The sequence below is a fragment of the Paralysiella testudinis genome (assembly GCF_016894345.1).
GTDB classification, from domain to species: domain Bacteria; phylum Pseudomonadota; class Gammaproteobacteria; order Burkholderiales; family Neisseriaceae; genus Paralysiella; species Paralysiella testudinis.
Genome location: NZ_CP069798.1, coordinates 2,398,249 through 2,417,911, shown reverse-complemented (window position 1 = coordinate 2,417,911; position 19,663 = coordinate 2,398,249). Strand labels below are relative to the sequence as shown.

Here is a 19,663-nt window from a genome sequence, read left to right as displayed (position 1 = left end):
CTAAATAGTCCTCCCTGAAGAATCCCCACCCTCATGATTTAATTAAACAAACGCTCAAAATCCACTATAATCAACTGCAAGAAACCCCCAATCTACCCCAAAAACCTTGCAGTTATGAAGCCCAAACACACGGACAACCACCCTGACCTATTCCAATTACAGCTGTCCCAAATCATCAACATGAGCCACCCATTGGTTAAACTGGCGCATCAGATTAACTGGGACAGAATCGCCACCCAAATCGACACCGTCTACACCACCGGCCCCGGCCACCCGCCGCTACCCACCCGCCTTTTGGCCGGACTGCATTACCTCAAACACGCCTTTGACGAAAGCGATGAAAGCGTATTGGTACGCTGGCTGGAAAACCCCTACTGGCAATATTTTTGCGGCTACTCATTCCTACAGCACCAACTTCCCTACACCCCACCTCACTGGTCAAATGGCGCCGGCGGGTAGGAGATAAAGCCGAAGCCCTACTGATTGAAACACTGCGCACAGCCCAAGAAAGCGGTGCCATCCAACCCAGCGAATTTCACCACATCAACGTCGACACCACCGTACAAGAAAAGAACATCACCTTTCCCACAGACGCCAAGCTCTACCACAAAGCCCGGCAAGTATTGGTCAAAGCCGCTCAAGAGCACAATATTCCCTTACGCCAAAGCTATGCGCGCAGCGGCAAGAAAGCCTTCATCCTCAACAACCGCTATCGTCATGCCCGCCAATACAAACGTGCCAACAAAGCCTGCAAAACTTTAAAAAACTACCTTGGCCGCATCATTCGCGAACTGGAACGCAAAGGCAGCCAAACCGATCAAGCCCTACAAAGCCTATTGGATCGCGCCCGACTGATTTACCGACAACAAACCGGCGACACCAACAAAATCTACAGTTGGCATGAAACCGCAGTGCATTGCATCGGCAAAGGCAAAGCACACAAAAAATACGAATTCGGTAATAAAGTTTCCCTCGTCAGCAGCTCGAAGAACAACTGGGTATTGAGTGCCCAAGGATTAGCCAACCCTTACGACGGGCATACACTGGCTGATGCATTGGCACACATGCAGCAAGTGTGTGGGCATAGCCCGCAACATGTCTACTGTGACCAAGGATACCGGGGACATCAACAAAACGGATCGGGCAAGCCTATCATCCATCTGGTCGGTAAGATTCCGAAAACAGCGAGCCGCAGTATGAAAAGATGGATGAAACGCAGAGCAGCAATAGAACCGATAATAGGCCACTTAAAGGCGGATAACCGTATGGGCAGAAACCACCTGAAAGGGGAAGCAGGCAACCGTTTGAACCCGATTCTGGCTGCCGCTGCCTACAACCTGCGCAAATTACTGGCGTGGTTGTATTTTTGGCTTATGGGGTGGGTGGGAGAGAGTCGGGAAGAATGGATTCTTCAGGGGTGACTACCTGAAATAAAACAGCGCCCCGTAGGTTATATGGGGCGCTGTTTTTTTGATTCACCAACATTTGACAAACCGAATCAAAGTAATCACTATAACCACATTAACCATTTTAATTGAGTAAGGGCTGTCATGCAGATTTTTACCGCTAAAGATGCCAAAACCCATTTTGGTGCGGTTTTGGACTTGGTACAGCGCGAGCCGGTTCTGATTACACGCAACAACCGTCCTGCCGGTGTTTTTGTATCCATTGAGGATTTGGAGGGCACTTACCTGGCTGACTTATTGATGGAAAAAGAAGCCGGCTATGATGAGTGGGTGTCCGCCAGTACGCAGGATGCTTTGGCCAAGCACCGGGCCAACCCTGACACCGGCATTCAGGCCGGCGAAATCCATCAGCTTGTGATGCAGAAAGTCAGAGCCAAAATCGGCAGCAAGTAATATGTTTCGAATCATTTATTCCGAGCAGGCCTCCGATGATTTGGCAGAGATTGCCGCCTACTATGCTGGCCAAGGCGGTTTGCCTTTGGCTGACAACATCATACAACGAATTACTGCCGATATTCAGAAACTGGTATATAACCCTAAAATTACCCAAGCAAGCCTGATCGTTGCAGGGTTTTATGACCGTATTATTTACAAGCTGCCCTACCGTGCATTGTTTACGATAGATGAAGCCGTAAATGAAATTCTGATTGTACGGGTGGTTCATACATCCAGGGTTTTCCCGCTTTCTCAATCTTCCTGAAGCAGCTTCTTTAACCAAACTCTGCGGTTAAAACAAAAAAATCCCCGCATGCACACGGCAAGCGGGGATTTTGGGGACTGCGGTTACGGGTTTCGGATGCTAATCTTCATCATCGTCCTCGTCATCGCTCAAATCAAAACCGAAATGTTCGGCGCCGAAATCAGCAATGCAACAGTCACTACAAGGTTCATCATCCAAGTGGCCATTAGCATTGTAGAAACTGCCGGCAAAAGACATGCCATCTTCAATGTAAAGGGCCGTCAGTTGTAGGTCGGGATATGCTGCACAGATGGCGGCATACACCCCTTCCGGTGGTGCCCAGGCAGTGTCAAATGATACCTTAATGCTGTTTGGACCGACTGTAAACGTCGACTCACAGGCATTCCACTTGGTACCCCAGTTTTCAACACGCCAGTCGTACCAACTAGGATGACCATAACGCTCGATATTGCGCTGAAGCTGGACACCAAGTGCCAAATCAGTACGGCAGCGACGCTGTAAATCAATATCGTCAGCCAACAAGGTGCTGGCATGGGCAACGGTTAAGCTTGGCCAGTCGGTCAAGGGTGACAGGTGTTGTTGCAGTAAATCAATGTGCCACTGGCAGAGCGTGCCGGCGGCTTCGGACAACAGGGTTTCCGGCTTAAGCCGGTTCCACTCCAACATGATCATTGATCCGGAACCGGCAGCTACCAGTAATTCCTCCGGCATCGGATGGATGCCGTTGAAGTCAAAGGGTTGGTCGGGATTGTCGCTGATCATTCTGGCGGCCAAATCGGCAATCAATTCGGCATCGCCTTCAATCAGTACGTGGTTAAGACACCAGTTAGGCATGGTCATATTCCTTAAAAAAGCAGGCAAACCATGCCTGCGGGCATGGTTACCCGCAGGGTGTAAAAAAGGGCTTGTGCCCGGGTTGATAAAGAGCCATCACCGTTGAGCTAACGGCGCACATTTCAGATGGCAAGTGCTTTACTGCTGAGTTATTGCGCCAAGTGGTGTAGATAAGCCCGGACGGTATGGCAGGCCCAGCGATATACCACAGCCAGGCAAACTTTGTCGGTCTGGGTCAAAACAGTAGCTGTATCGGCGTCAAAATGACTCAATGACAGCTGATTTTTTTGCATCCAATCGACAATCGTTTGCTGATGGCGGCTGTATAGCCAGCGTGCATCTTCCATACTGAGCCTTTCAGACAAATGAACCGTATAATTGCTGCTGCCGTACGCGACATCTTTCAGTAACCAGGCAATATCGGCATAAGCCGGCGATGCCGCTAACAACAGCAATAACAAATCATCTGTGTTCAAGGTACCGGTTTGGCTAACCATTGAGCCATCAACAGCCGGAATCACCACTGCAGCGGTGTAGCTGTTGCTGTTGCGGCACGGCATGGCTTCGAGCCGGTTTTCACCAAAGATATAGTCGACCACCGGCTGCACACCTAGGATAAGTGCACGGCAATAGCCGATACTTTCCAGATGGTGGCCGACGGCACTGATAATCGCTTCAGGGTCATCGGTATTCACCGGCGGCAGAACTGCGCCATTGAGCGCTTCTGCTGCGTTTTCTACCGTATCAAAAGCATCGTTGAACCAAACGATGTAGGTGTTGAAAGGCATGATGTATCTCCAAAAAAGAGGCACCATGCCCCTTCGGGGTGGTGCCCCAAAGGGTTGAAAAAGAAGGCCGTGGCTGCACGAATGCAGCTGATGCTGATTAACGGCAGTCATCAAGACAGTGGCAGACTGTCGGCTGTGTTACGACTTGGCACAGGCACTGTTGCCTTATGTATTGCTTAGCCGCTGCAAATAATGGCGGCATTTAATGACGGCATTTGTAATCTATCTTGATATATACCATTTGACCTGTTATATTTTTGTTTCTATCGGCAGCGGTATAGGAGGGTAAAATTATGCAAATTGCCAAATTATTCAATAATGGCCGCAGCCAGGCAGTCCGGCTGCCAGCAGCGTTCCGTTTTGATGGTGACAGTGTCTATATCCGCCGCGATAAAAACGGTGATGTCATTCTGTCTAAGCGACCAAGCGATTGGCAGGGCTTTATTGTGGCCGCCAACCAGTTAGACGGTGAAACCATAGAACGGGATTTGACCGCGCATAATCGTGATGTATTTGAAGATTGGCCGGAATAATGCCGCACTATATGCTTGACACGAATATGGTGAGCCATGTTTTGAAGCAACAAGCGGCGGTTATGGATCGATTGCAGTCCGTGCCGATGGCCTCCTTGTGCATATCCGCCATTACCCACGCGGAAATCAGCTACGGCTTGGCCAAGAAGCCGGATGCACATACGCTGCATCGGGCGGTGGCTGAATTTTTGCTGCGGGTGGCGGTATTGCCGTTTGATGAACAGGCTGCCCAAGATTATGGCTTGTTGAAAGCCGGTATCGAAGGGATGGGCAAAAGCTTGGCACCCTTGGATATGTTGATTGCGGCACACGCACACAGCATCGGTGCCACATTAATCAGCAATGATCAAGCTTTTCATAAAATCACCGGCTTGGCGGTACAGGATTGGACACAGCCCGATCCGGATTAATCTGTGCGCCAGACTAGGGTCTGTTCACAATTACTTGTCATACCCTTGAATAAAAAAGAAACGCAGGCATAAAAGGAAGTTCTCACCCTCCCCCAATACACCTGCGATGCCCCGTACACTACTCAAAGATGAACATTGGACGAAGCTGTTACCTATTCTGCGTGATTTGGGTATTTATAGCAAACCCAATTTGCGCAGAATTCTTGAAGGCATACTTTACAGAATAAGAACCGGCATACCGTGGCGGGATTTGCCCGAGTATTTCGGCAAGTATCATACTGTTTATACCGCTTATAACCGTTGGTCAGAAAAAGGCATTTTTACTGCAATCTTGAAACAGCTCAGCCAAGAGAGTGACTTGGAGTGGGTAGCCATAGACGGCAGTTATATCCGTGCCCACCAACACTGCGCTTCAGCGCTCAGTACTGCGGGCAATATCCATGATGTCACCGTTGCACCGGAGCTGCTTGACAACATCAACCTTACCGAAACTGAGTTGGTTAATGCGGACAAAGGTTACGATTCAGACCGGCTCAGGGAGCAAATAGAGCAAAGCGGTGCGAAAGCCAATATTCCCTATAAAAAAATAGGGAAGAGAAAAATAAAAACATGGACTGGTATTTATATAAAATCAGGCATTTGGTAGAGAATGCCTTTTGCCGTTTGAAACATTTCCGAGCGATTGCCAGCCGTTACGATAAGCTGAAACGTAACTTCCACAGTACGGTTTTATTGGGGTGCATTGTGATGTGGTTACCTTTATGACAAGTAATTGTGAACAGGCCCTAAGCTAAAAACAGATCCATTCAGGCAGCCTGAAAGGCTGCCTGAATAAGCACTGCATGTTTAGATTTAGGCGGTCGGCTGGTCGGTCAACAACCCCGACCGCCTTATGCCCTAAAAGACTACTTGATGGTTAACACATCCCCAAAACCCGCACTGCCCGGCGTCAAATCAATGGCGCGGATGCTGGGTACAAAGCGGTCCAGTGCGGTGGTGACCACCACGGCATTGCCGTCATGGTCGGATTGCTCTTCCACGGTGGTGACTTTGGTTTTATGGGTACTGCCTTTAATCAATAAGCGGCGGCCACGGCCGTCGGTCACAATACCGCTGACCTGGCCGGCGGCCAGTGCCAACGCAGCATGCCACTGACCCAGTGCACACAACGGCCGGCGTTTTTCAGGTAACAGGCCTTCACCAAACCAATGACCGAAATTCGGCCACAAAGTTTGCTTCTGCGTATCCGCCAGCTCCGATTGCAGGCCTTCGGCATCGACCGCATGGTTGATGGGCCGAAAAACCTTCGCCGGCAGCGGCGGTACTTCATACCAAAAATCCACTTCGGCATCGCTAATCGGCACGGCGGCATCCACATCCAGCAGGCATTGCTGCTGCTGTTTGATCTGTGCCTTGCTGATGCCGGCACGCACCCGGGGTTTGACCGCCAGAATCACCACCTGTTTGTAGGTGTCGACGCCGGCTTTAAACATCCGCACCTGAGTAAAACGGGAAGCGATGTCGCGGGTAAAGGCATCGGTCAGCGATTGTATCGGCACAATCAACACCAAAATACCGTTGTCCTGCAATACCGGTATTGTGCGCTCAAAGAAGGTTTCTTCCAGGCGTTTGTTGCGGCTGCCCGACAACTGGTCACGGTTGCCGAAGCCGTAAGGCGGGTTGAGAAACAATAGGCCGACGGTTTTGGGCTGCAGGATGCAGCTTTCAATATCGGCCCGTACCACGTTGTCGATCAAGCCGCCGGCGGCATGCGCCCGCGCCCGGTCCAGCTCGACGCCGAAGGTGTGGCATTGGCTGCCGCACTCGGTTAGGTGCATGGCCACAGCGGCCAGTGCATTACCGCCGCCGCAACAAGGATCAAATAAGCGCAGTTGGTTGCCGCCGATGTCGAGCCGGGCATTAATGCCGTTCAAAGTGGCCGCATCGGTGGGGAAATAGCCGTTGTCGGCATGATTGTGCGCTACGCGCGGGTGCATCAAATGGTTGGACATGGCAGGCCTCCGGTTAAAAATAGAAAACGGGAAACCTGCGCCACCAAGGACGCGGGTTCCCTTGTGGGTGTGTTGGTAAAATAAAAGTGGACTGGATGAAACATCAGGCTGTGGCCGCAACAGTGCGGGTGATGCCGGAAACAGCTGCATCAAGCGGATGGCAGTAAGCGACTGCCGGCGGTAAAAACTAATGGAGTGATGCGTGATGAAGTGATGATGGTGCGATAGGTTTTTTCAGGCAGCCTGGCTTGGCTTAATTTCAGGCTGCCTGAAAAAACCCACCGAAGTGGGCTGAAACAGATGGCCGGTGCCATCCTAGGGTTACGTTACGCTAAATCCAGCAACCGTTTGGCCAACTGAACTTCCACCGAATCTTCGGCTTGGTTCAGAATATCCAAACCACTGTCGGGCATATCCCCGGAAGTGGACTGGGTGACGGCCATTTTTTGACCCATCAGCTCCAGACAGATTTGCTGTGCCGTATCCATATAGCCGGCAAAATACACCTCGACCGCTTCTTGCTGGCCAATCCGCCATGAACGTCGTGCCGCCTGCATCAACGTGTACACGTTGTAGCCGGTCTGCATAAAGTAAATGGTGGGAAAAGCCAACAGATCGAGGCCGGTTTTGACCAGCTCGGGGTTGCAGACAATCACCTGACAGCCATCATCCAGCCGTGCCGCCACCCAGTCTTCCCGTTCATCGGCTTTCACCGTTGCACGCATCACTGCGGCTCTGATGCCGGCATCGGTGAGGATGCGCTGCAGCCGTGTGGTGGTATCGCGGGTGTCGGTGTAGGTTGAATAGATTAGGCAGCGCCGGCCTTTGGCCAGGCTTTGTCGAACCACCGCCAGCATGTCCTCCTCTTTGGGTGACAGCTCATCTTCAGCGAATAGCGGGCCGGTTTCAAACAACAAGCGGCCTTTGCTGCGCCAGAATACCCGTTCGGGCTGATGGCAGCAGTCCGGCCAAGCCAACAGCGTACTGGTGACCACACCGGTGAGGGTATTGTCACCTTTGCTCATGGCCATGCGCAGATGGTCTTGCAGTTCGGCGCTCATTCGCCGGTACACATCCTGCTGTGTTTGGCTCATGCTCACCGGCCGGAAGATTTCCGTGTACGGCGGCAATACGCCTTCACCCAAATCCCGCAACTTCAAAAACACGGTTATCGGCAACACATAACGCATAATGCCCAGCGGTGAAAACCCCGGGGCCTTCGCGGTACGTACCTGATTGCGTTTGGCGCGTGCACTGCTGAAAGAACCCTTGTCGCATTCGCTGCCATGGCTGCGCACAATGTCTTTCAATACCCCGTGTTGGCGCATAAAAGCCATCGACGCTGCCCCCAAGGTGCCCGACTTGTTGTAGCCGAAGCCGTCTTCCAGCATGGCTTGCGGCAACAGCCGCCAGAGCAGGTAAAACAGGTCTTCGGCATAGCCGCCCATCAAGGTGCCGGTGAGGCAAAGCACCTTGCGTGTACTGCGTGCCAATACGCCCATCGCCTGACCTTGAGCCGTACCGTAGTTTTTGTACTCATGCCCTTCATCCACCACCATCAGCCCGAAATAATGCCGGGGTAGATAGCGTTTGATGAATTCGGTCGGCTGATAACCGCCTTGGCCAAGTGAAAACTCGGTTTTACTCAAAGCCCGATCCAGACGGGTGGCTTGCTGGTCACTGAACACAAACTCCCCGTGTTCATCCATCAGATTGGAAAACGCTTGGATGTTGTTTTCCAGCAGCTCGGCCAACATGGTTTCACCAAACTGCTGCACCAGCCGTGCCGCCGTTTTTGGTCCCAGTCCGGGCAAGCCGGAAATGGCCTTAATGACCCGTTCGTAGACACTGAGCGGCTCATCATGGCGGATGCGACGACACAAAGTCCACAGAGGTTCGTCACACGTGCGTGCGCTGAGGCCTTGGCGTGTTTTGTGTCGGCAGTAGCGGCGCTCTTTGGCCAGCGCTTCTTGCAGAAATGATTCATTGATATAGGGCTTGCCTTCCGCATCGGTGATTTCCTGCCCACACTTCGGGCAGCAAAAAACCGGTTCGCGCAAGCAGCAGATTTTATCGTCATCATCCAAATACCGATATGACCGATACGACCGATAGCGCTGCCCATACGCCGGGCGCCAATGAAAACCCATGCGCATGCGTACCCGGCCGAGAATAAAGAACTCCGGCACGGTCGGCTTTTGCTGCATGGCACGGATGTGCAGCAGCTTGGCCAAGGTGTCGGTACCATTTAAAACCCATACCCGTGCATCCGGTACGGTTTTAAGGATTTCCCGGCGCCATTTGTACACCAAGTGCGGCGGGCTGAGCACCAAGGTGCGCACCACTCCGGCCTGATGTGCCACGGCAGCGGCAGCAATGGCCATCATGGTTTTACCGGTGCCCATTTCGGCATTGACGATGGCGGCCGGTTTGTCCTCCACCAACAGCAACTGATTGACCGCCCGCACCACTTCGCGTTGGGCGGCAAACAAAGGACGGGCTAAGCCGTCCATTACCGCTTCGTGAGCCGGATAGGTTTGACCGGCATAAACCGGACGATTCTGCTCGGTGACAGCAGTAAACAGGCTGTCGCCGAAGTCTTGCAGAAACTGGGTTAAAGGGATGTCGTCAGGCGGCGTGGTTGCGGCCGGTGACGGCGGGCTGGTTACAGATAAAACAGATGGGGATGAAGTAGATACAGCCGGAATGGTGGCAGATGAAGTATTGAACATGGGATTCTCCGTATAAAAAGCGGGAATCCCTCTTGCGGGAAATTCCCGCGAGGGTTGATATGGGCACAAGGCCGTTAAGGGTAAGCTTTTAATCGACACCACAGGGTCATTAACTGTTTAGTCCCTGAATTTTATGGAGTATCATTACCCCAATTAAAAGAGACCGACTTATGGCAAGCATATTGCATGGTAACGCCAAGACTACGCCTAGAATCAGAAAAGAAATACAAGAGTCTGAAGAGAGCATCGCAGCGTTAGCTAAAAATACAATATTAATTTCAAAACCGTTCTCTACTGGAAACACGCAGATTCGGTCGAAGATAAAAAGTCCGGCCCCAAAACCCGCCCCAGCGTGTTGACCGAATCGGAGCAGCAGGCAATCTGTACCGTCCGGCGACATCTGCGGCTGTCATTGGACGAGCTGTATATCATCTTCAAGCCCAATATTCCAAAGCTGAGCCGCTCCAATCTGCACCGGTGCTTGCAACATCACGGATTGTCGCGCTTACCCAAGAATGAATCCGATGGCCAAAAAGGTAAAAAACATTCAAACAATATCCGGTTGGCTTTGTCCATATCGACATCACCGAGGTGCGTTGTGAAACCGGCAAGCTGTACCTGTTTGTCGCCATCGACCGCAAAACCAAATATGTTTATGCAGAACTTCATCCGCGTATGACGCAGAAAACCGCCGTTTCTTTTCTGCGCAACCTACAACAAGATTGTGTGTTTAAAATCACCCATATCCTAACGGACAACGGTGCGCAGTTTACCTACAACTTGCTGAGCCAAGCACAACGGCCTGATAAGGAGCATCCGTTTGACGAGCTTTGCCGGCATTTGGGCATTGAGCACCGTACCACGAAATTCCGTCATCCATGGACGAACGGGCAGGTGGAGATTACCAACAAGATGCTGAAAGAGGTAACGGTCAAACGCTTCCACTATGAGCATCCTGACGAACTTAAACGGCACTTGATGGTATTTTTGCTGTATTACAACCATCAACGCCCCTTACGGTCGTTGAAGTACAAAACGCCTTGGCAGGCTTTGGAAGATTGCTATAATCTAGAGCCTGAATTGTTTCGTGAAAATCCATTCCAGAAGATTATGGGTCTTAACACCCCGAAGGTTACGAAGACTTCACCAGCCACAATGAAGACCGCCTGAGCAGCGAAACCGTGCCCATGTTGGCGCCCTCCGATTTGATGGCATTGCCCAAAGGGCAGGCCTTCGCCTTGCTCGATGGCGGCAACCTGTACAAATTGCGCTTGCCCTTACCCCTGCCGGATACCGATGCCGACATCCCGGCCAACCTCAATGTAATACCATTTAAAATAAATAATCTATAATAAAGCCCATTCACAAGCCACCAGCGAACAGAGCTTGTCTTTTTCTGCAACCAACGCATTCCACGCAGCACAGCCGGCCTCTACAATCTGCCCATAGCCCTTATAGCAACGGTTGGATAAAGAGGTTTGCTTCAGCTGCCGCCATATCCGTTCTATAGGGTTTAATTCCGGTGAATACGGCGGCAGTTTCAATATGGATATGTTTTTCAGTTCGCTGACATCCTGATGCCAACCCGCACCGTCCATCACCACCACAGCATGCCGGCCTTCGGGGGTTTCTTTCGATATTTGCCGTAAATGCAGCAGCATCGCCTCTTTGTTCACACTAGGCATCACCAAAGCCGCTGTTGTTCCGGTTCTCAAGCACACTGCACCAAAGATATAGGCGTATTCAAACTGCTGTTGGCGGATAATGCGTGGTCTTTTTCCCTTTTCGTGCCATACACGGGTGAGGCTGCCTTGTTGTCCGATGCGGCTTTCGTCTTGAAACCAAATGTCGACGTGTTCGGGTTTGATGTGTTCAGGTAATACCGCTTTTACCCGGTCGGTAAAGTTTTTTAAAAGCGTCTTGCGCTTGTGGGTCTGCCTGCGGATGGCGGCTGCGGGCGGTGATCCAACTCATGCCGATACGGTGCAACAAAGGATATAGGCAGCTGCTGTGTTTGTAGTGGGCATTGAATTCTTGGGCGGCAATGGTATGGATGTCTTCGGCGGTGAGCCTGCCGCCTTCGCGTTTTTCTTGTTCTTCGATGATGCGTTGTTTGAAGGCTTGATGGTCTTGCGGCTTTAGTTTGCTGTTGCGGCCGGGTCGCTGTTTGTCGTAAATGGCCTGTTCAATACCGAATTCCCAATATTTGCGCCGTAATATGTGTATGGTTAGCGGATGGAGTCCAAACCGTGGGGCGATTTCTTCGGGTGTTTGACCTTGTTGCAGTTGGTGCAATATAAACAACCGTGTCCGTGCCCGTGGGTGGGATTCTGTTTTGGCGAGTTTGAGAAAATCATGCTCGGTGAGCTGGTGGTTTTTTGGGGTCAGTTTAGGCATAGGGTGATTATAGCTTATTTATTTTTATTGGTATAATGGCCGAACGGATGCGGGAGATTGTACGCTTAAGCCGCCTGAAAGAAGCGGCAGAAGACGTCTTCGTTGAAGGGTCGCATTATGGCTAAATCACCGACGGACTTTATTACCGAATCGCTGATACTGCGTTTCCTCACCGCACCCTTACGCTGGCTCAGGGTATTGGCCTTCGTGATTCTGATTGTATTCGGCAGCTCTATGATTCTGCAGACCTGGTTTCACCAACCCTCGCTGCTGCAACAGGAAACCACTATGACACAGCAGCTGGGGCAGCAAAGCCTGTGGGCTGAGTTCAACAGCCAAACAGCGGGAGACAAGCCCGGCATCAACATTCAGGCAGCCCGGTATGCCTACAGTGCATTCAGTACGGTATTTTTTGAATGGAGCCAAATCAACCGCGCCTTGAACAGCAATCTGCCCGGTGATTTCGGCTACGGCATCGGCCAAACGCTGAAAACCCATATCGGCTACCTGCAACGCTTTGACGACACCCTTAAAATCATTGCCGTGCGGCTGGGCAATGCGATCTTGTTCGCCCTGTTTGCCTTATTTCTGACCCTATTGGGCTTGATTGATGGCTTGGTACAACGCCGCATCCGCCAAGAAAACGCCGGCAGGGAAAGTGCCGGCCTCTACCACCGCGCCAAATACTGGCGCAGCGGCATTGTATGGAGCAGCCTATTGGTTTATTTGTGCCTGCCGGTGGCGGTTTCGCCCTTGTGGCTCACTGTACCGGCGGTAGCAGCGGCGGTGATGACATTCTTGCAGGCCAAGTATTTGAAGAAGTATTTGTGAATGTTTCTTACCGTATGAATTTCGGAATCATTTTGTAAATACTTGTCAACATAAGAAGATTGGGTTAATCTTAAACCGTTGTTAGTTTTTTCCTTGCGACATTTTCAAATTTCTTGGCCTATATTCTTTGGGTACGAGCGTCTTACTGAGGTGAGCTAAAACGAAGTTTCTGAGCAGAAACTGCGTTTTAGGCAGCCTTTATTTTGGCCATTATTCAATTTTAATGCGCGATTTCAATCGATTGCACCAATACCCACGGTGCCACCACCACCGCCCATAGGGCGGTGTTGTGTTGCCAGAATTGCTGCGCTTGGGCGGTGCTCACGGGGGCGAGTTTACCTTCGTGCATCAATAGGGCGATGGCGGCGCTGTTGTCGGTAGCGATTAAGTGGGCGATGTTCACCAAATCCAATTCGGCGGCCACCCAAATCACCATGCCGCGGGCGAAATGGGTTTGCAGTTCGTGCCAGTGGATGCGCGCGGTTTCCAAATTAAGTTTGTGGTTGAGGTGCTGGGTGTCATCGGGGTGTTCGGAATGCATGGGGATTTCCGGTGAAGATGTAGGTCGAGCAGGGATGCCCGATATTTTACCGCACAGTGGTGCTAAGCGCTTTTTATCAAGCATGTTAAAAAAATACCAAAACGGCTTTCAGGCAGCCTGAAAGCCGTTTTTATATTGGCAGGCGTGTTCACACAATGCTGATGAACCGCCCGACCATAAGGGTATTACTGTGCCGATGCGGCAGAGGCGCTGGCGGCAGCCGGTTGTTCACCCCAAGCGGCGGGGTATTTGTAGCCGGCAAAGCGGGTATGGGCGTAGGCTTTGAATTCGTCGGAATTGTAGGCATCGGCCACGTCTTTAACCCATTGGCTGTCTTTGTCCGCATTGCGCACGGCAGACCAGTTTACATAGGCGAAGCTGGGCTCTTGAAACAGGGTTTCAGTGAGCTTCATGCCGGAAGACATGGCGTAGTTGCCATTTACCACGGCAAAGTCGACATCGGCGCGTGAACGCGGCAGCTGGGCGGCTTCCAGTTCAACGATTTTGATGTTTTTGGTGTTTTCGGCAATATCGGCTTTAGAGGCAGTAAGCGGGTTGATGTTGTCTTTCAACTTAATCCAGCCCAGCTCGTTCAGCATCACCAAGGCGCGGGCGAAGTTGGAAGGGTCGTTGGGGGCGGACATGCTGCTGCCGTCTTTGACTTCACCCAGTGATTTCAGTTTGCCCGGGTAGATACCCAAAGGTGCGGTGGGTACTTGGAATACTTCGGTGATGTCCAGCTTGTGCTCGGCTTTGAAGTTGTCTAAATAGGGCTTGTGTTGGAAGATGTTGATGTCGATTTCACCTTCGGCCAGTGCCAGGTTGGGGCGCACGTAGTCGGTGAATTCAATCAGTTTTACTTTATAGCCTTTTTTCTCCAACGCCGGTTTGATTTGGTCTTTCACCATATCGCCAAAGTCGCCCACGGTGGTGCCGAACACGATTTCGGTTTTGGCCGGTGCAGTGGCGGCGCCGGAAGCGGCGGCTTCAGAGGCGGCCGGTGCCGCTTGTTGTTGGCCGCCGCAGGCAGCCAGTGCCAATGTTAATAGGCCGGCGGAAACGGTTTTGAGCCATGTTGCTTGTTGCATGTGCTATCTCCTGATAAGGGGTTGTGTAAGTGTTTGACTGTTTAAATTTAAGGCTGCCTGAAATAATTAGCGCTTATCGAGCTTGCGGGCCAGGGCGTTACCCAAGCTTTGGATGGTAACCACCATCAGCACCAAAATGGCCACGATAAACACGATCACTTCGGTTTGGTAGCGGTAATAGCCGTAGCGGATGGCCAAGTCGCCCAAGCCGCCACCGCCAATCATGCCTGCGGCGGCGCTGTAAGACAAAAGGCCGATGGCCAATACGGTGATGCTGGATACCATGCCCGCGCGGGCTTCGTTTAACAGCACTTTAATAATGATGGTGCCGGGTTTGGCGCCCATGGCGGTGGCGGCTTCGATAATGCCGCGCGGCACTTCGCGCAGGTTTTGCTCCACCAAGCGGGCAAAATAAAAGGTGCCGGACACGGTGAGAATCAGCGAGGCGGCCACGGGGCCGATGGTGGTGCCCACAATAAAGCGGGTGAGCGGAATCAGCGCAATCATCAAAATCACAAACGGAAATGCGCGCAAGATATTAACCGTGTTCTCGGCAATGGCGTTGACCAAGCGGTTGGGCATCAATTGCGGATTGGCGCTCACGTACAGACAAATGCCCAATATGGTGCCGAACAAGGTGGCAAACAGGGTGGATAAACCCACCATAATTAAGGTTTGCCACAAAGACAGCAAAATTTCGCTTTTCATGGCCACGATATTGGCCACTGCTTGGGTGAATGTGGTCTCTGCCATATTAATCCTCCTGCACCAGCTCTTGGCCGATGGCCGATTGGGCGTGAATTTGGTTGTCTTTCACGTCGATCACTTCCAGCAGCTTGCCTTGGTGTAGCAGCGCGGCGCGATCGCACAGGCGGCGGATGACGCTCATTTCGTGGGTAACAATTACAATGGTGACATTAAAGCGGCGGTTGATGTCGAGCAGGCATTCGAGCACGCTGCGGGTGGTGGCCGGATCGAGTGCGCTGGTGGGCTCATCGGCCAGAATCACTTTGGGGCTGGCGGCCAGCGCCCGCGCAATGCCCACGCGTTGTTTTTGCCCGCCGGACAATTGCGCCGGGTAGTGGTTGGCGCGGTCGGTTAAGCCCACGATGTCCAAACATTCGGCCACGCGCCGCTCGATATCGCTGCGCTGCCAGCCGGCCACTTCCAAGGGAAAGGCCACATTGGCCGCCACGGTGCGGTTGGCCAGCAGATTGAATTGCTGAAACACCATGCCGATGTGTTGGCGTGCCTGGCGCAAGCTGGGTGCGCTTAAGGCGGTGAGGGTTTGCCCGTCTACGCTTACGCTGCCGCTGTCGGGGCGCTCCAATAGGTTAATCAGGCGCAATAAGGTGGATTTACCGGCACCAGAATAGCCCATCAGCCCGAAAATCTCACCTGCTTTAATGTGTAAACTCAACGGTTCCACTGCCGTAAACCAACCTTGGTCGCGGTGGCGGTAGCGTTTGGAAACCTGCTCCAAAACAATCATAATCAACCCAAATCAAGATAAAACAAAAAGCCCATTTGCAGACACAAATGGGCTTTTTGCATAAAAGAGTGGGTTGGCGCTGACGCCGCAGTGGATTAACTTCCCCACGCTTTAGCTGTTTTAACGCCCGCAAGCTGTGTCAAATCGGCGTATTTCAATAAGAGTGTAATTAAACACCAAAATCAGGGGCAGCGTCAAGAAACTTGTTGGCTTAGGTTGCTATGGCTGCTTTGATTAACGTACATAAAAATACACACAAATAAATTGCAGTATGCTGCCCGCCAGCACAAAAATATGCCAAATACCGTGGCCGTGGGCGATTTTTTCGTCATTCACAAACCAGTAAATGCCGATGCTGTAGGCCAAACCGCCGGCCACCAGCCACAGCAGGCCGGGCAGGGGCAAGCTTTGTACCAAGGGGTAAATGGCAATCAACACCAGCCAGCCCATCAAAACATACAAAATCAGCGACAATAAGCGGGTTTTGCGCCCTAATGTGAGCTCTTGCACAATGCCAAACAGCGCCAGCCCCCACGAAAGGCCGAATAAAGTCCAGCCCCAAGCGCCGGGCAGGGTGTTGAGTGCAAACGGGGTATAGCTGCCGGCAATTAAGATATAAATGGCGCAGTGGTCGAATTTTTGCAACACTGCTTTGGTGCGCGGGCTGCAGATGCTGTGATAAAGGGTGGAGCCGCCGTAGAGCAAAATCAGGCTGGCACCGTAAATGGCCGCGCTCACAATCAAAGCAGCACTGCCGATGCGGGCAGATTGAAGCAGCAATAACACGGTGCCGATAATGGCCAGCACGGTGCCGAATAGGTGGGAATAGGCGTTAAAGCGTTCGCCCGGATACATGATGTGCCTTTGCAGCAAAAGAAGCTGCATATGGTTTCATAAACATGGCAACAGAGCAATGGCTTTAATCGGATTTAACTTTGAAGTTGCGCATCAACTTATCAAGGCTGCCTGAAACGATAAACCCCGCCGTGGCGGGGTTGGGTGTGCAGCGGGTGTGGTGGTTTATTCCAACACCACTTCCACACGGCGGGCTTCGGCATTGTTGCCGCTGCCTTCGGTAACTTCGGGCTTGCGCAGCTCGATTTTGTCTGCCGCCACGCCCAAGGCGGTGAGGGCGTCACGCACGGCCAATGCACGTTGTTTAGATACTTCTTCGTTTACTTGGGCATTGCCGGTGCTGTCGTGAAAGCCCGATACCACGGCTTTTTTGCCTTGCGCCACGCCGCTTACTACATCGGCCAGCGCTTCGTTGGCACCGGCAGCCAAGTTGCTGGAGCCGGTGGCAAAGTAGAATTTAACCACGCCGTTTTCCACCACCACGCGGTCGCCATCAACGGCCACGGTTTCGCTGGCGGCCACGCTGGCCGTGTTGCTGTTGCTGCTATCGCCGCTGTTGCCCCATACGGCAAAGCCCACCACGGCAGCCACCACGGCGGCGGTGATGATGCCGGTAACCATCAAGCCCAGGCGTTGGCTGTTGTCTTCATCGTCTTTGTACATCGTGTGTTGCTCCCTGTTTTGCTGTTGGTGTTGTGAATAAATGAACTGAAATTCGCCCGCCATTATACCCAATGCATGGGTATTGTTGGCATCAAATTGGCGGTTATGCTGCTGTTTTGGCGCTATGGCGGCTGTTCAACCTAGGCATGGCACAGTAGAATAGCGCATTTGCCCCATTGCGAATGCGCTTGCCATGCTGACTTTTCAAGAAATCATTTTTAAATTACAAACCTTTTGGGCCGCACAAGGCTGTGTGGTGTTGCAGCCGTTTGATCTGGAAGTGGGCGCGGGCACCAGCCATCCGGCCACCTGCTTGCGCGCACTGGGGCCGGAGCCGTGGTTTGCCGCCTATGTGCAGCCCAGCCGCCGCCCCAAAGACGGCCGCTATGGCGACAATCCCAACCGCTTGCAGCACTATTATCAGTTTCAGGTAGCCTTAAAGCCGGCGCCGGACAATATCCAAGAGCTGTATTTGGATTCTTTGCAGGCGCTGGGCATTGATCCCACTCGCCACGACATCCGTTTTGTGGAAGACGACTGGGAAAATCCCACGCTGGGCGCTTGGGGCTTGGGCTGGGAAGTATGGCTCAACGGCATGGAAGTCACCCAGTTTACTTATTTCCAACAAGTGGGCGGCTTGGATTGCAGCCCGGTGCTGGGCGAAATCACCTACGGCATCGAGCGCTTGGCCATGTATCTGCAAGGCGTGGAGAATATTTACGACTTGGTGTGGGCGCAAACGCCCGACGGCCAAACCGTTACCTATGGCGATGTGTACCATCAAAACGAAGTGGAGCAATCCACTTATAATTTTGAATACAGCAATGCCGCCTGGCTGTTGGAACAATTTAACCATTTCGAGGCCGAAGCCCGCCGCCTGTTGGAAGCCGAACAAGCCGCGCTCACCTTGCCTGCCTATGAATTGGTGTTGAAAGCCGGGCACACCTTCAACCTCTTGGATGCACGCGGTGCCATTTCCGTGACCGAGCGCGCTACTTATATCGGCCGCGTGCGTGCGCTGAGTCGCTTGGTGGCGCAGAAATACGTGGAAAGCCGCGAGCAATTGGGGTTTCCGCTGATTAAAAATCAGGCGTAGCTGTTTTCAGGCAGCCTTTTGTTGATGGCGATGAAATATAGTGGATTAAATTTGAATCAAGACAAGGCGGCGAGCCGCAGACAGTACAGGTAGTACGGCAAGGCGAGCCAACGCAGTATTGGTTCAAATTTAATTCACTATAAATGCATCAGGCTGCCTGAAAAGATTGTGGAATTGACGATGAGCCAGCCGATTGAAATTTACCAAACCGCCGATGGGCAAACGCAGGTAGCCGTGCGCTTTGGACAGGAAACCGTGTGGTTGACCCAGGCGCAAATGGCGGTATTGTTCGACACCGGCAGCGATAATATCAGCCTGCATCTAAAAAACATCTTTATTGAAAATGAGCTGGATGAAGCAGCAACTACCGAGGATTTCTCGGTAGTTCAATCAGAAGGCAAGCGTCAAGTTAAGCGCCGCTTGAAACATTACAATTTGGATGCAGTGATTTCAGTGGGCTATCGGGTTAAATCAAAACATGCTACCCAGTTCCGCATCTGGGCAACACAACGCTTAAAAGACTACCTGCTGCAAGGCTATGTACTCAACCACGCCCGTTTGCAGCAAAACGCCGCCGAGCTGGAGCAAGCCTTGGCGCTTATCCGCAAAACAGCGGCTTCGCCGGAATTAACTTTAGCCAGCGGCCGCGGCTTGGTGGATATTGTTAGCCGCTATACGCAAACTTTTTTGTGGTTGCAACAATACGATGAAGGTTTGTTACACGAACCCAAAGGCGAAAACGGCGGCTTGCTGCCCACCGCAGCACAGGCGCGCACGGCGTTGGCGGCTTTGAAGCGGCAACTGATGGCGCGCGGCGAAGCCACCGATTTATTTGCCCGCGAGCGCGGCGACGGCCTGGCCGCGCTGTTGGGCAATTTGGCGCAAAGCGTATTCGGCGCAGAAGCTTATCCCAGCATAGAAAGCAAGGCCGCACACTTATTGTATTTTGTGGTGAAAAACCACCCCTTTGCCGATGGCAACAAACGCAGCGGCGCATTTTTATTTGTTGATTTTCTGCACCGCAACGGCAGGCTGCTGAATCCGGCAGGCCAAGCGGTGATTAACGATACCGGGCTGGCGGCGCTCACCTTATTGGTGGCCGAGTCTGACCCCAAACAAAAAGAAACCCTGATTCGCCTGATAATGCATATGCTGCATCAGGCTGCCTGAAAAGAATAATTGAGCCGATTTAAGCAATCATTTAATGATATGAATACACCGAAAG

At 52.1% G+C, this 19,663-nt stretch carries 21 protein-coding genes and 3 pseudogenes; 12 read left to right on the top strand and 12 right to left on the bottom strand.

Annotated features, from left to right (window positions below):
- Positions 1–114: 114 nt before the first annotated feature.
- The 3 genes and pseudogenes from JQU52_RS12350 to JQU52_RS12340 all read left to right on the top strand — a co-directional run bounded on the left by JQU52_RS12350 (position 115) and on the right by JQU52_RS12340 (position 2,166).
- Positions 115–1,421 (top strand): annotated as a pseudogene (locus tag JQU52_RS12350) (IS5 family transposase).
- Positions 1,422–1,550: 129 nt separating this feature from the next.
- Positions 1,551–1,859: a type II toxin-antitoxin system Phd/YefM family antitoxin gene (locus JQU52_RS12345; RefSeq protein ID WP_230338776.1), complete on the top strand. Its 309-nt coding sequence runs from the start codon at positions 1,551–1,553 to the stop codon at positions 1,857–1,859.
- 1 nt (position 1,860) lies between these two features.
- The gene (locus JQU52_RS12340; RefSeq protein WP_230338775.1) at positions 1,861–2,166 is read left to right on the top strand and encodes a type II toxin-antitoxin system RelE/ParE family toxin; all 306 of its coding nucleotides are present in this window, start codon (positions 1,861–1,863) and stop codon (positions 2,164–2,166) included.
- A gap of 99 nt (positions 2,167–2,265) precedes the next feature.
- Here the strand turns inward: JQU52_RS12340 and JQU52_RS12335 are convergent, their stop codons facing one another.
- Positions 2,266–3,000 carry a DUF1281 family ferredoxin-like fold protein gene (locus tag JQU52_RS12335; protein ID WP_230338774.1) on the bottom strand — a complete coding sequence of 245 codons (735 nt, stop codon included), beginning with the start codon at positions 2,998–3,000 and terminating at the stop codon, positions 2,266–2,268.
- A gap of 149 nt (positions 3,001–3,149) precedes the next feature.
- Positions 3,150–3,788: a hypothetical protein gene (locus tag JQU52_RS12330; RefSeq protein ID WP_230338773.1), complete on the bottom strand. Its 639-nt coding sequence runs from the start codon at positions 3,786–3,788 to the stop codon at positions 3,150–3,152.
- 293 nt (positions 3,789–4,081) lie between these two features.
- On the opposite strand from JQU52_RS12330, the gene JQU52_RS12325 reads away from it, so the two are divergent.
- The 3 genes and pseudogenes from JQU52_RS12325 to JQU52_RS12315 all read left to right on the top strand — a co-directional run bounded on the left by JQU52_RS12325 (position 4,082) and on the right by JQU52_RS12315 (position 5,496).
- On the top strand, positions 4,082–4,321 hold the full coding sequence (locus tag JQU52_RS12325) for an antitoxin (RefSeq protein ID WP_230338772.1): 240 nt from the start codon (positions 4,082–4,084) through the stop codon (positions 4,319–4,321).
- An 11-nt stretch (positions 4,322–4,332) separates the two neighbouring features.
- Positions 4,333–4,731: a type II toxin-antitoxin system VapC family toxin gene (locus JQU52_RS12320; protein WP_230338771.1), complete on the top strand. Its 399-nt coding sequence runs from the start codon at positions 4,333–4,335 to the stop codon at positions 4,729–4,731.
- Between the two features lie 106 nt (positions 4,732–4,837).
- Positions 4,838–5,496 (top strand): annotated as a pseudogene (locus JQU52_RS12315) (transposase).
- 140 nt (positions 5,497–5,636) lie between these two features.
- On the opposite strand, the gene JQU52_RS12310 reads toward JQU52_RS12315, so the two are convergent.
- Together JQU52_RS12310 and JQU52_RS12305 are read right to left on the bottom strand one after the other, a co-directional pair.
- A complete protein-coding gene (locus JQU52_RS12310; RefSeq protein ID WP_230338770.1) occupies positions 5,637–6,743 on the bottom strand; it encodes a DUF6094 domain-containing protein in 1,107 nt (368 codons plus the stop codon).
- Positions 6,744–7,069: 326 nt separating this feature from the next.
- The gene (locus tag JQU52_RS12305; RefSeq protein ID WP_230338769.1) at positions 7,070–9,475 is read right to left on the bottom strand and encodes an SNF2-related protein; all 2,406 of its coding nucleotides are present in this window, start codon (positions 9,473–9,475) and stop codon (positions 7,070–7,072) included.
- Positions 9,476–10,051: 576 nt separating this feature from the next.
- Between JQU52_RS12305 and JQU52_RS12300 the strand changes: the two genes are divergently transcribed.
- Complete coding sequence (locus JQU52_RS12300) at positions 10,052–10,645, top strand: DDE-type integrase/transposase/recombinase (protein ID WP_328301428.1); 594 nt, start codon at positions 10,052–10,054, stop codon at positions 10,643–10,645.
- Between the two features lie 17 nt (positions 10,646–10,662).
- Positions 10,663–10,827 carry a hypothetical protein gene (locus JQU52_RS12295; protein WP_230338767.1) on the top strand — a complete coding sequence of 55 codons (165 nt, stop codon included), beginning with the start codon at positions 10,663–10,665 and terminating at the stop codon, positions 10,825–10,827.
- Here the strand turns inward: JQU52_RS12295 and JQU52_RS12290 are convergent.
- Complete coding sequence (locus JQU52_RS12290) at positions 10,822–11,421, bottom strand: IS630 family transposase (RefSeq protein ID WP_230340582.1); 600 nt, start codon at positions 11,419–11,421, stop codon at positions 10,822–10,824. The genes JQU52_RS12295 and JQU52_RS12290 overlap by 6 nt on opposite strands.
- Positions 11,348–11,872 (bottom strand): winged helix-turn-helix domain-containing protein, encoded by a 525-nt coding sequence (locus JQU52_RS12285; protein ID WP_230338247.1) that lies wholly within the window; start codon positions 11,870–11,872, stop codon positions 11,348–11,350. Before JQU52_RS12285 ends, JQU52_RS12290 begins: the two co-directional genes overlap by 74 nt.
- 117 nt (positions 11,873–11,989) lie before the next feature.
- On the opposite strand from JQU52_RS12285, the gene JQU52_RS12280 reads away from it, so the two are divergent.
- On the top strand, positions 11,990–12,703 hold the full coding sequence (locus JQU52_RS12280; protein ID WP_230338766.1) for a DUF4400 domain-containing protein: 714 nt from the start codon (positions 11,990–11,992) through the stop codon (positions 12,701–12,703).
- Between the two features lie 220 nt (positions 12,704–12,923).
- On the opposite strand, the gene JQU52_RS12275 is transcribed toward JQU52_RS12280, so the two are convergent.
- The 6 genes from JQU52_RS12275 to JQU52_RS12250 form a co-directional block, all read right to left on the bottom strand.
- Positions 12,924–13,244 (bottom strand): DUF2288 domain-containing protein, encoded by a 321-nt coding sequence (locus JQU52_RS12275; RefSeq protein ID WP_230338765.1) that lies wholly within the window; start codon positions 13,242–13,244, stop codon positions 12,924–12,926.
- A 185-nt stretch (positions 13,245–13,429) separates the two neighbouring features.
- The gene (locus tag JQU52_RS12270; RefSeq protein ID WP_230338764.1) at positions 13,430–14,332 is read right to left on the bottom strand and encodes a MetQ/NlpA family ABC transporter substrate-binding protein; all 903 of its coding nucleotides are present in this window, start codon (positions 14,330–14,332) and stop codon (positions 13,430–13,432) included.
- A 66-nt stretch (positions 14,333–14,398) separates the two neighbouring features.
- Complete coding sequence (locus JQU52_RS12265) at positions 14,399–15,085, bottom strand: methionine ABC transporter permease (protein ID WP_230338763.1); 687 nt, start codon at positions 15,083–15,085, stop codon at positions 14,399–14,401.
- Position 15,086: 1 nt separating this feature from the next.
- Positions 15,087–15,824 carry a methionine ABC transporter ATP-binding protein gene (locus tag JQU52_RS12260; RefSeq protein WP_230338762.1) on the bottom strand — a complete coding sequence of 246 codons (738 nt, stop codon included), beginning with the start codon at positions 15,822–15,824 and terminating at the stop codon, positions 15,087–15,089.
- Between the two features lie 234 nt (positions 15,825–16,058).
- Positions 16,059–16,679, bottom strand: coding sequence for a PAQR family membrane homeostasis protein TrhA (gene trhA, locus JQU52_RS12255; protein WP_230338761.1), 621 nt, complete (start codon positions 16,677–16,679; stop codon positions 16,059–16,061).
- A gap of 165 nt (positions 16,680–16,844) precedes the next feature.
- Positions 16,845–17,342, bottom strand: a complete 498-nt coding sequence (locus tag JQU52_RS12250) for an OmpA family protein (protein ID WP_230338760.1) — start codon at positions 17,340–17,342, stop codon at positions 16,845–16,847.
- 193 nt (positions 17,343–17,535) lie between these two features.
- On the opposite strand from JQU52_RS12250, the gene glyQ reads away from it, so the two are divergent.
- From glyQ to rhuM, 3 genes and pseudogenes are all read left to right on the top strand, one after another.
- Positions 17,536–18,438 (top strand): glycine--tRNA ligase subunit alpha, encoded by a 903-nt coding sequence (gene glyQ / locus JQU52_RS12245; protein ID WP_230338759.1) that lies wholly within the window; start codon positions 17,536–17,538, stop codon positions 18,436–18,438.
- 21 nt (positions 18,439–18,459) lie between these two features.
- Positions 18,460–18,578 (top strand): annotated as a pseudogene (locus JQU52_RS12240) (IS5/IS1182 family transposase); the annotation flags it as partial.
- A 40-nt stretch (positions 18,579–18,618) separates the two neighbouring features.
- Positions 18,619–19,608 carry a virulence protein RhuM/Fic/DOC family protein gene (gene rhuM / locus JQU52_RS12235; protein ID WP_230338758.1) on the top strand — a complete coding sequence of 330 codons (990 nt, stop codon included), beginning with the start codon at positions 18,619–18,621 and terminating at the stop codon, positions 19,606–19,608.
- The last annotated feature ends 55 nt before the right edge of the window (positions 19,609–19,663 follow it).

Excerpts from the sequence above, each read along its gene's own strand:
- JQU52_RS12260 (WP_230338762.1), bottom strand. The coding sequence starts at position 15,824 with ATGATTGTTTTGGAGCAGGTTTCCAAACGCTACCGCCACCGCGACCAA.
- JQU52_RS12330 (WP_230338773.1), bottom strand. The coding sequence starts at position 3,788 with ATGCCTTTCAACACCTACATCGTTTGGTTCAACGATGCTTTTGATACG.
- JQU52_RS12340 (WP_230338775.1), top strand. The coding sequence starts at position 1,861 with ATGTTTCGAATCATTTATTCCGAGCAGGCCTCCGATGATTTGGCAGAG.
- JQU52_RS12285 (WP_230338247.1), bottom strand. The coding sequence starts at position 11,872 with ATGCCTAAACTGACCCCAAAAAACCACCAGCTCACCGAGCATGATTTT.
- JQU52_RS12345 (WP_230338776.1), top strand. The coding sequence starts at position 1,551 with ATGCAGATTTTTACCGCTAAAGATGCCAAAACCCATTTTGGTGCGGTT.
- rhuM (WP_230338758.1), top strand. The coding sequence starts at position 18,619 with ATGAGCCAGCCGATTGAAATTTACCAAACCGCCGATGGGCAAACGCAG.
- JQU52_RS12305 (WP_230338769.1), bottom strand. The coding sequence starts at position 9,475 with ATGTTCAATACTTCATCTGCCACCATTCCGGCTGTATCTACTTCATCC.
- JQU52_RS12275 (WP_230338765.1), bottom strand. The coding sequence starts at position 13,244 with ATGCATTCCGAACACCCCGATGACACCCAGCACCTCAACCACAAACTT.
- glyQ (WP_230338759.1), top strand. The coding sequence starts at position 17,536 with ATGCTGACTTTTCAAGAAATCATTTTTAAATTACAAACCTTTTGGGCC.
- JQU52_RS12265 (WP_230338763.1), bottom strand. The coding sequence starts at position 15,085 with ATGGCAGAGACCACATTCACCCAAGCAGTGGCCAATATCGTGGCCATG.
- JQU52_RS12320 (WP_230338771.1), top strand. The coding sequence starts at position 4,333 with ATGCTTGACACGAATATGGTGAGCCATGTTTTGAAGCAACAAGCGGCG.
- JQU52_RS12310 (WP_230338770.1), bottom strand. The coding sequence starts at position 6,743 with ATGTCCAACCATTTGATGCACCCGCGCGTAGCGCACAATCATGCCGAC.
- JQU52_RS12280 (WP_230338766.1), top strand. The coding sequence starts at position 11,990 with ATGGCTAAATCACCGACGGACTTTATTACCGAATCGCTGATACTGCGT.
- JQU52_RS12325 (WP_230338772.1), top strand. The coding sequence starts at position 4,082 with ATGCAAATTGCCAAATTATTCAATAATGGCCGCAGCCAGGCAGTCCGG.
- JQU52_RS12335 (WP_230338774.1), bottom strand. The coding sequence starts at position 3,000 with ATGCCTAACTGGTGTCTTAACCACGTACTGATTGAAGGCGATGCCGAA.
- trhA (WP_230338761.1), bottom strand. The coding sequence starts at position 16,679 with ATGTATCCGGGCGAACGCTTTAACGCCTATTCCCACCTATTCGGCACC.
- JQU52_RS12270 (WP_230338764.1), bottom strand. The coding sequence starts at position 14,332 with ATGCAACAAGCAACATGGCTCAAAACCGTTTCCGCCGGCCTATTAACA.
- JQU52_RS12250 (WP_230338760.1), bottom strand. The coding sequence starts at position 17,342 with ATGTACAAAGACGATGAAGACAACAGCCAACGCCTGGGCTTGATGGTT.
- JQU52_RS12295 (WP_230338767.1), top strand. The coding sequence starts at position 10,663 with ATGTTGGCGCCCTCCGATTTGATGGCATTGCCCAAAGGGCAGGCCTTC.